Origin of the sequence: Neotabrizicola sp. VNH66 (assembly GCF_049445895.1) — a bacterium.
Lineage (GTDB): Bacteria > Pseudomonadota > Alphaproteobacteria > Rhodobacterales > Rhodobacteraceae > Pseudogemmobacter.
In genome coordinates this window covers 1-1309 of record NZ_JBMSDW010000050.1, presented here as the reverse complement: position 1 = coordinate 1309, position 1309 = coordinate 1, and the positions used below count along the sequence as shown (strand labels likewise).

The window sequence follows — 1309 nt, the reverse complement described above, 5'->3', positions numbered from 1 at the left end:
CGACAGCTGGCCGAAAAACGCCAGAACCTGATCCCGTCTCAGCTTCTTGCGCAGCACGGCACGACCAGACAGATCAGCGCCGTGCGCTTGGAACACATTCTTCGCCAGGTCGAGCCCGACCGTGGTATTCTCCGACATGACCGTCCTCCTTTGTGGAGCCTCACAGACCCATCTTGGCACATCGATGCCGTCGGGGGGCGGTCACATCATCAGAGCCAATGCGCGACCACAGACGCCGCTTGGGGCGGAAAACGCTTGATCAGCTGGCGCAGTCAGGCGATCTTGACGTCAGAAGGCAGGCCACTTGGGGAATGTCGGCTAAGCGGTTCTAGGAGATATCAGCATGGAAGATATTCTGCAAGACTGCGGGGTCATCTACGCCGTAACCGGCGAGCATTTCTTCAAGGAAACACGCACATCTATCCGTTCCATCCGGGCCGTTCATCCCGACCTCCCGGTAACGGTCGCATACGCATGGCATGGGCGGGAATTGCGCACCATCCTCGAAGGAATTCATGGTGTTGATTACCTTGATCTGACGAAAATCGTCGAAAATACCGGACTCAATATATCCGACGGTATGGAACGCAGTCGGGGCGTTAAGATCAACACCATAAAACACTCGCCCTATCGCCACACTCTGTTTCTAGATTCCGACACTTATGTGCGGAAAACCCTCGTGCCAATATTCGATGCGCTAAGGGAAGATGATACGCAGATCGTTCTGACGAATGAACCCATTGCTCATTATCCTAAGGAAAAATATCAGTCCCTGGGCGACAAAGACCGTCCAAATGCTGCCGGATTGCTCAGCCTCTCAAACCCATCGTATTTCAATTCTGGCGTTTTCGCCTTTCGTGACAGCGTGCGAGAGTATGGTCTTGGAGATCGTTGGGTTGATACCTTTCTGAAACAGGCAAAATCCCCAGCCACGAGCAACTGGTCCCGTCTTTGTGATCAGGCCGCCTTGAACAATTCAGTCAGGGCATTGAACGACATTCCCAGAAAGATTCTCCCGAACACCCGCTGGAACGCGCAATGCAAGATTCTCAATGAACTTTACAAGCAAGGACGATGGGATGACATCCACATTATCCATTGCAAGATGGTGCACCACTTGGGGCCGAACCCTCTGGACCTCGTGAAAAGCGATTATATCTCGAAGTTTGAGATCATGGACTCTGTTGCACAAATCGGCTGCTGACCGGCCTTCTCCCTTCCCCGGGCAGACCTATCCCGCGACCTCTGTGAGCGGCGTGCCGAGCGCAGTGAAGCCGTTGAGCACGGCGACTCGGACTTGGAACTCCGC

General features: G+C 54.0%; 1 protein-coding gene and 1 pseudogene. One reads left to right on the top strand and one right to left on the bottom strand.

All coding sequences use genetic code 11. The annotated features are described in order from the left end of the window. Positions 1-138: pseudogene (locus ACO2Q5_RS23875) on the bottom strand (IS110 family transposase); the annotation flags it as partial. Positions 139-343: 205 nt separating this feature from the next. Between ACO2Q5_RS23875 and ACO2Q5_RS23870 the strand changes: the two are divergent. Beyond that, complete coding sequence (locus ACO2Q5_RS23870; RefSeq protein ID WP_423295718.1) at positions 344-1204, top strand: hypothetical protein; 861 nt, start codon at positions 344-346, stop codon at positions 1202-1204. The last annotated feature ends 105 nt before the right edge of the window (positions 1205-1309 follow it).